Raw genomic sequence first — 7,857 nt, 5'->3', positions numbered from 1 at the left:
TCATCCCATTATCACTTCTTTTTGTTTTTTTATGCCTGGCCGGTGAGAAATTCATCCTTACTTACCGGATAAAGGAATCTTATTGCCCATTACATATATATAAAATTTTCCACCAGATTAGAGAATTTATAATTTACGTTGAAAAATGCGGGAATTGAAACTCGGCTATAATGTTTGGCTGGACTTAACAGAGGCAGACCAAAAAAATCGATATGTAAATAAAAATGTTAAACAATAAAAACGAAATAGAATTTAATCGACTCCGGCATCATCTGAAAAGATAAGAAAAAAGATGAATGTCACAATATTGAATAAAAAGCCAAAAATACTTGCTACAAGCCCTGTTTTCACAATTGCATCCTCAGAATCTTTCAGACGGGACCTGACCAAGATAATCCTCATAATGGAAAAGGGTATAGCAAAGAGGTAAAGAATAGACTTCCTGTGCCGAGCCAGAAAGAAAGAAAGAAAGAAAGAAAGAAAGAAAGAACGAAAAATAAGTATGCTTCTCAGCTCGAATATAGGGCTGAGAATTTCCTTGAAGTCTGATACACCGTTGGATTTTACCTCTTACTACCTGAAAGTCCTTATATACTCTCGTTAGCATGCCCTGAATTAATATTTTTGGGGCGAAAATTCAAGCCAGGCCGTTATTCGATTTTTCATCATTCGATTTTTACTACTATACAAGAATATTTTAATGTAGGTTTCCGTCTTCATTGAGAATCTTCAAAAGCTCAATGATCGAGTATGAAGCCCTGGTAATTCCCATACTGCGCCGGTCAGTATCCGTGCCTGCCAGATAGAGGTTCTGTACAGGAGTCCGAATATCTGCAAACTTTCCGTCAATCGTGACTGCGGCTTTCTCAGGAATAAGAATCTGCTCATGCTGCATCTCGATATACTTTTCGATATTCGGATGGGCCCGGAAAATCGTGTCATAGGCCTTCTTGAGTTCCTGTTCCTCACTTTTATTTTCGTCAATCACAAAGGAAAAGCCTATAAGCTGTTTGTCTTTTGGGGCAAGGGAAGGGTCATAATTACTTATAGGCATTGCCCAGTAGGCAAAATCCTTAAACCAAATTTCCGAGCCCGTGTAATTGAATTCCGGAAGCTCATTTACAAGACCGAGCCAGATAGTCAGGCTTTTACTATGAACAATGCCTTTTAAATTTCCAGTATACTCCAGAGGAAGATCCTTTATAAGACTGGAAAGCTCCGTTGCAAAGCCTGTGTAGATAACCAGGTCAGAGGTATAAATTTCATCGGCTTCCACGCCTGATACCTTTCCTTCCTGCACAAGGATGGATTTAACCTCACATTCCTTTTTGATCTCAACGGTTTCCGGAAGGGAGGAAAGAATGGCGTTAAGCAGAGCTTTTAACCCTTTTCTAGGGTAGCCCTGGGAGTAATTTACATCGTTTGTTGCAAGCCTTTCCAGGGATGTAAAGGGTTGGGTAACCTTGGTCATCCTGGCCTGAAGAGAAGCGTGAAGATGATACGGAAGGATTGAGGCAAGGATGGACTCCGCAGACTGGAGCTTTTTAGGCTCCAGTTTGCCGATCATGGCATCAAATTGTTCCTGGGTAATGCTGTCCCTGACAAAACTGCTTCCCGAAAGAACACGCTCGGCAGATGTTTCTTTCATGGACCTGCCCGAAAGGAAAGTACATATTGTATCCACAAAGTCATAAGTGTCCTTTGAAAGGTTTTTCGGTATGAAATCGTACACTGACTGGTTCGAGAGGTCTATTCCAAATGAAGAAAGGGTAAAAGCCTTAGTCAAAGTTTGGGAAAGCATAACCCTATCCTTTCTTGGAAGCACATCAAAAGTCACAAAATCTTTCAGGTTGGAAGGAACCTTGATAAGGGCATTTTCAGTCCTGACGTAATAATGCCCATAGTCCTCAAATACAGGCAGAAAATCAAAGTAGTTATCCATCAGTCTTTTCAGGGGCCCCTCAAACAGATGGGTTATAGCGTGTGCTCCCGTATCCACCTGGTAGCCGTCTACCGTGTAGCTGTTGCAGTTTCCACCAATATGCCGCTTTTTCTCAAGAACAAGGACTTTTTTCCCATGCTTTGAAAGCGTCAGCGCCGCCAGAAGCCCGCTTATACCCGCCCCGACAACAATTACATCGTATTTTTTCATTCCCTAAACTACCTCTATTATTTCCAGTGAATCAATTTATAATTTTATGTAATTATGCACTTTATTCCTCTTCGAAGAGGAATAAAGCTTACAATAATCCTGCATTAGCTGGTTAAATGAAAGCTATATTGAAGCTGTAACCAATTACTCTGAGTCCGGAATATGTGTGAAATAACTTTATATAATTTATGATTTACCGACTTTATCCTCAATTTCTCCTTATGTTTGTAGAATATGATAGAGAAGAAAAATAGTATTTATAATTAGTAGTCCTTTCTGAAGAGAATTGTCAAAAAAGTGGCATATTTCTTTATTTAAATGATACTACTTGTTATAAGTTAGGGATTTATTAGGAAAAGATCGAGATATTTATATTTCGGATTTAAAACCGGAAAACAACGGAAACTACGCTGGAATGATTCCGTTTTTTGCAGATTTGATTATGCTCCAGCGTTCAATATTTTTGAAATATCTATCGATTATATCGTCAAACCAAACCTTCCCTGCCTTCATACATTGTCGGAAGAGAAAATACTCTGAGGATCTTAAATTAGGATTTTTACTTAAAAACTTATTCTGTTTTCACTAACTCAGATAGTTTCCAAAGATGGTGACACGCAACACCGGGCTACAGATATCTGGATATGCAGTCAAAAAAAGGAAAGAGTAGCAAAGAAACTATGTTACTAAACACTCTCTGAGGCATAACATACATTTTTCAGAGAAGACTTGCAACAAATTACCGATTAAATACTCACTTAATTAGTGACTTGTTTGAATTAAGTCACTGACTAATATTATTTGAAAAAATAAACTTTTTAGGGCTCGCTTCTTCTCTTCTTAGTACTGAGACAGATAGTCTGCTCAGTAGACCCCTTCTTATGTTTTCTTACTTCATGGTCAAGGACTGCTTTCAGCAGTTCTTTCATTAGTTCGGATTTCATTTTTTCCTTTAGTTTCAAGATATTCTCGAAACTAAAACTTTGGTTACGATTCGAAAATATTTAATACATTTAAAGAGAAATTATAAAGTTGGAAGGGAAATGGGGGTTTGAATTCTGAGTATAATGCCAAAACTTCAGGATGCTGTTAGTGCCCTTAGTCAGGGCCGTTTTTCTGGACAGGATAAAGAGGAAGAGGAAACTTGCCCTTACAGGATAAAGCAAACGAAAAACCGTAAAACCATTACAATTAATTGCAGAGAGTGCGATTCGGACTCTTCTCTAAATGACGCACATTGCAGAAAGAATATCCTGGGAATTCTGCAAAAGGAAGTTCATGCTGACTGCCTGGTGCTCTCAAGGCTGTATGAACGGGACTATGAAGGAGAAGCTCTGTCTCTACTTTATACTCTTGCAGGCTTCAATGGAATTATTACAGCGTACGAAAGCGCGGAAAAGGTTCCCAAAACCTGCACTTTGCCCGAAAAAAAAAGCTGTGACGTGGAAAGGAAAGAGATAATTGCTTTTTTAACTGAGACTGCAGAGACAGATCCTTTGAAGACCCGGATGGAAATAGACAGATTCATTCAAGGAAAAATGCTGACGAAAGTTCAGGGTACTATTCCTGCTTGCGCTGCATGTTCCGAGTGTTTTTACCATGTGCTGCATGAAATCGAAGAAAAATTATCTTATTCTCCTGAAATTCCTGCCCTTAAAAAATCCGAAATTGAATGTTTTTCAGCAAAGCCTGTAGAAAATCCAGAGAGAAGAATTGGGGAAAAGGTAGGAAAAAAGATAGAAATAATGGCAGGAAACCTTCTAAAGGATACTTCCGGAGAAGTGATCCTTGCAAAAATATCAAGACATATCCCGTTTCTGGAATCTACAAAAAGAGAGAAAAACCAGGGAAACGGAAAAAAGTCCGTAGATGAGGTTTTCGACTACGAAAGAGGGATAAAACCTCATGTAAGGCCCCCCTTTTCCAGCTCCCGAGTCAATACTGACGCTCCGGAAAATACTGAATTTCTTGAGTGTTATGACATAGACGGCAGGCAAGGGAGAAAAATTGAAGTTTCGGTTTATAGCTACACCGACAGGCCGGAAAAACTTTACATGATCAGACCACCTGAGTATAACCTCCGGCAGGAGGAGCTGAGGCTGCTTGAGAAAGTAAGGAGGCGGATGATCCGGCATAGGCCAAAGGACCTTGCTTTTGCAGACCCTCAAGGAGCCAGGGAGTATTTCAGGCGCATGGCAAAAAAGCTTCTGGAAGAAGAACTGCTCGCAAGCGGGGAAACCTGCAATCCTGAAGAACTTGAAAGCTATGCCGACCTGCTTGCGAGGTATACGAACGGGCTCGGGATCATGGAGGACCTGCTTTCCGATATCAGAATCACCGATGTATACATCAATGCCCCTGCCGACACAAACCCTGTTCATGTCGTCCTTGATGGAGAAGAATGTGCAAGCAATGTTTTTCTCTCACAGGATGACCTTGATGCCCTAGTATCCAGGTTCAGGACCATCAGCGGCAGGCCCTTTGGAGAAGCGATTCCTGTGCTGGAGCTTAATCTTGAAGCTTTCGGGGTAAGGGTTTCGGTGATAGGGGATCCACTGAGTGCAAGCGGGCTTGCGTATGCTTTCAGAAAGCATTCTCTCTCTCCCTGGACCCTGCCTAAACTGATCAATACAGGTTCAATTTCTTCATTCGCAGCTGGGCTTTTAAGCTTCCTAATGGACGGGCAGGCTTCAGTCCTGGTCGCAGGAGAAGTCGGAGCCGGAAAAACGTCCCTGCTGTCTGCCATGCTCCTCGAGATTCCCCAGAAATACAGAATTTTGACAATCGAAGACACTCACGAGTTGCCTATCGAAAAACTCCAAGCCCTGGGATGGAAAGTCCAGGGAATGAGTTCCCATTCTTCTGTCCTGAAGTCAGGGGCGGAAATGAGCCCTGAAACCGCACTCAGGGCTGCTCTGCGCCTTGGAAATTCTGCCTTGGTTATGGGGGAAGTCAGAGGTTCGGAAGTAAAGGTGCTCTATGAAGCCATGCAGGTAGGAAAAGCCGGAAACTCGGTTATCGGGACCGTTCACGGCTCATCCATAGAAAACGTATACGAGAGAATAGTTAATACCCTTGGAGTTCCCCCGGCTTCATTTAAAGCTACGGACGCAGTAATTATCTGTTCAGGCATAAGGCTCGAAGGAAGCATAAAAAAGATAAAGCGGGTAAGCCGTATCGCAGAAGTCACCAGCGCCGTAATCGAGAATCCCGAGCCCTCGGATATCTTTACGGATATAATGAATTACGATGCTTCTCAGGACTGCCTGCTTCCAGGAAAAGCACTGGAACAGGGACAGTCAGAACTTATAGGAAAGATTGCCCGAAAATGGGGGATTTCCATAGACTGGGCCTTGAAAAGTGTCGAGCTTCGGACAAGGATAAAAGAAAAGATTGCAATTGAAGGGATAAAGAGACCTTTTCTGCTGGAGGCAGAAGCAGTCAGCCAGGCAAACAATATGTTCTGGCTACTCTCAGACTCTAAGAAGAAAAGCAAGCCATATGAAAATGGGTATGGAAATGATTCCGAATCCGGTTGTGGAGATGATCTGGAAATGCTTTATAGACAATGGGAAATCTGGTTTGAAAACTTTGCCAGCAAGTGCGGGAATAAGAAAATCGTCATCTGAGGAAAGAGTATGGAAGAAGAAAGCAGCTGGTATGTAAGAGCCTGCAAAAACACGGCAAGGCAATGGATATGGGCTGTTCCTGACCCTGCTGCCTTTAGCAAAAAATGCGAAAAAAGCGTTAGCCAGGAGTACAGGGATGCTCTGCGATTTACGGGCTTTGACCTGGAAGCCTTCGAAACGGTACTGTTTTCTTACTTTGGAACTTTTGCAACTTTGATCCTGCTGCTCGGAATAGACCTTTTCGTGCTGCTTTCCAGGAGTTTTGATGCCAGGAATCTTTTTATCATGGGAACTCTGACCTTTATTATTCCTCTGACCGTACTCTGTTATTTAAGCGAGTATGTGAAGATCAGGGCAGGGTTTATGAAAATATCTTCCCTCGGAGATATCCCTGAAATCCTGAGCTATATAGTTATGTCTATGAAACTGGTTCCTAACCTGGAACATGCCATCCTTTTTGCAGCCCGAAACTCAGATCGTCCGCTTGCAAAGGACTTGAAAAAACTTACCTGGGACCTGAACCTCAGGATTTACAGCAGCATGGATGATGCTCTTCTTTCTTTTGCCGACCTGTGGGGAAGGAACAGCGAATACTTCAAGCGTTCCCTACACCTGATTAAAAGCTCAACAGCCGAACCTGACGAAGCGCAGAGAGTTATAACACTGAACCGCGCTCTGGATATAAGCCTGGAAGGCACTGAAAGCCTTATGGAATCTTTTGCGGCAAAGCTAAAGACCCCAAGTTATATCCTCTACTCGATTTTCATCCTGATCCCTCTCGCCCTGGTGGCTCTTCTGCCTGCAGTCACGGTCGTAGGGATGAAACCTGAAATAATAGACCTTGTGCTTCTCTACGACCTGGTTTTCCCGGCTCTTGCAGCCCTCTACTCCGAATATATTCTAATGCAGAGACCAGTAGCTTTTACTCCCAGGCAGATTCCGGATTCCCATCCCGACCTTGCAGACATCAGGCAGAAGAAACGCTTTGCTACGCTGCTTTCAGTCCTGATAATCTTAATGACAGCCCCTCTAGGATATCTCCTGATAAAATTAGGAAACCCTGGAGAGATTGTATCAACCGCACCTCTCGGGGGATATTTTTCACCGACACTTCCGATTATTCTGGGCGGAACTGTCGGGATTTCGATTTACCTGTATTTTTCGTCTGTGCCTTACAAGAAAATAAGAGACCGAATAAAAGAGATGGAACAGGAGTTTGCAGATTCCCTCTTTGTGCTCGGTAGAAGGATTTCGGAAGGAAAAGCCCCTGAAAAAGCTTTTGCCCATACTGCCAGGACTATGGAAGGCTCAAAAATCGGAGAGGCCTTTGAGGAAATTTCAATGAACCTGCTCAGCATGCGGACAAATCTCAAAGATGCGATCTTTGACGAAGACTTCGGGGCCTTCAGGCATATATATTCTGAAAGAATCAGAAACACGATGCTCCTCTTTACGGAAAGCATCCACAAGAACCATGAAGCTGCAGGAGCCTCCATTATAAAACTTGCAGACCACTTAAAAGAGTTGAGTGCAGTCGAGGAAAGAATCCGGCGTTCACTGTATGACGTCACCTCAACCATGCGTTCTACTGCAGTTATTTTTGCCCCGCTTATTGCCGGGATTACCCTTGCCCTTTCCGAAGTTATTACAAAAATCCTGGGCCAGGTCGCTGAAAGGATTAACAGGGTCCCTGCAGACCTGTCCGGAATGCCTGTTGAAATCGGGCAGGGAGCCTTTACCCAGTCCATTTCTCCGGACCATTTTTTGCTTGCAATAGGGGTTTATGTTGTCTTCATCAGTGCTATCTTAACCCGTTTTGCAGGCTCGGTGGAGTATGGAGGAGACCGGACTGAGTTGAAGTATGACCTTGCCTGTATGCTCCCAATTTCAATTATAATATTTTCAGTCTCCACCGCAGCTTCAAGAATTGTCTTCCGCGGGCTGGTGTGAAATAAAGTAATAGGAGTGACCTGAATTCTTCAATAATCTAGAACAGAAAGAAGAACCACTGAAAACACGGAAAAATCTCGTACCAAAAACAATTTCTTATTATTCGATATGATTCACAATTTTCAG

5 protein-coding genes are annotated in these 7,857 nt (G+C 42.7%); 2 read left to right on the top strand and 3 right to left on the bottom strand.

Going from position 1 to position 7,857, the window contains the following annotated elements:
• Positions 1-252: 252 nt before the first annotated feature.
• The 3 genes from RG963_RS15885 to RG963_RS15875 all read right to left on the bottom strand — a co-directional run bounded on the left by RG963_RS15885 (position 253) and on the right by RG963_RS15875 (position 3,096).
• Positions 253-390 (bottom strand): hypothetical protein, encoded by a 138-nt coding sequence (locus RG963_RS15885; protein WP_310577254.1) that lies wholly within the window; start codon positions 388-390, stop codon positions 253-255.
• A 307-nt stretch (positions 391-697) separates the two neighbouring features.
• Entirely contained in the window at positions 698-2,152 is a 1,455-nt protein-coding gene (locus RG963_RS15880) for a phytoene desaturase family protein (RefSeq protein WP_310577253.1), read from the bottom strand.
• A gap of 818 nt (positions 2,153-2,970) precedes the next feature.
• A complete protein-coding gene (locus RG963_RS15875; protein ID WP_310577252.1) occupies positions 2,971-3,096 on the bottom strand; it encodes a hypothetical protein in 126 nt (41 codons plus the stop codon).
• A 123-nt stretch (positions 3,097-3,219) separates the two neighbouring features.
• Here RG963_RS15875 and RG963_RS15870 point away from each other — a divergent pair, with 123 nt between their 5' ends.
• Positions 3,220-5,781, top strand: coding sequence for a type II/IV secretion system ATPase subunit (locus tag RG963_RS15870; RefSeq protein ID WP_310577251.1), 2,562 nt, complete (start codon positions 3,220-3,222; stop codon positions 5,779-5,781).
• Between the two features lie 9 nt (positions 5,782-5,790).
• Positions 5,791-7,731: a hypothetical protein gene (locus RG963_RS15865; protein WP_310577250.1), complete on the top strand. Its 1,941-nt coding sequence runs from the start codon at positions 5,791-5,793 to the stop codon at positions 7,729-7,731.
• Positions 7,732-7,857: the final 126 nt, after the last annotated feature.

The organism is Methanosarcina baikalica (assembly GCF_031461075.1).
GTDB lineage: Archaea > Halobacteriota > Methanosarcinia > Methanosarcinales > Methanosarcinaceae > Methanosarcina > Methanosarcina baikalica.
Note: the sequence above shows the minus strand (reverse complement) of the source record. Positions and strands in the feature narration are given on the sequence as shown.

Bases quoted from the DNA above. Each gene is read 5' to 3' on its own strand.
- RG963_RS15880 (WP_310577253.1), bottom strand. From the start codon at position 2,152: ATGAAAAAATACGATGTAATTGTTGTCGGGGCGGGTATAAGCGGGCTT.
- RG963_RS15875 (WP_310577252.1), bottom strand. From the start codon at position 3,096: ATGAAATCCGAACTAATGAAAGAACTGCTGAAAGCAGTCCTTGACCAT.
- RG963_RS15870 (WP_310577251.1), top strand. From the start codon at position 3,220: ATGCCAAAACTTCAGGATGCTGTTAGTGCCCTTAGTCAGGGCCGTTTT.
- RG963_RS15865 (WP_310577250.1), top strand. From the start codon at position 5,791: ATGGAAGAAGAAAGCAGCTGGTATGTAAGAGCCTGCAAAAACACGGCA.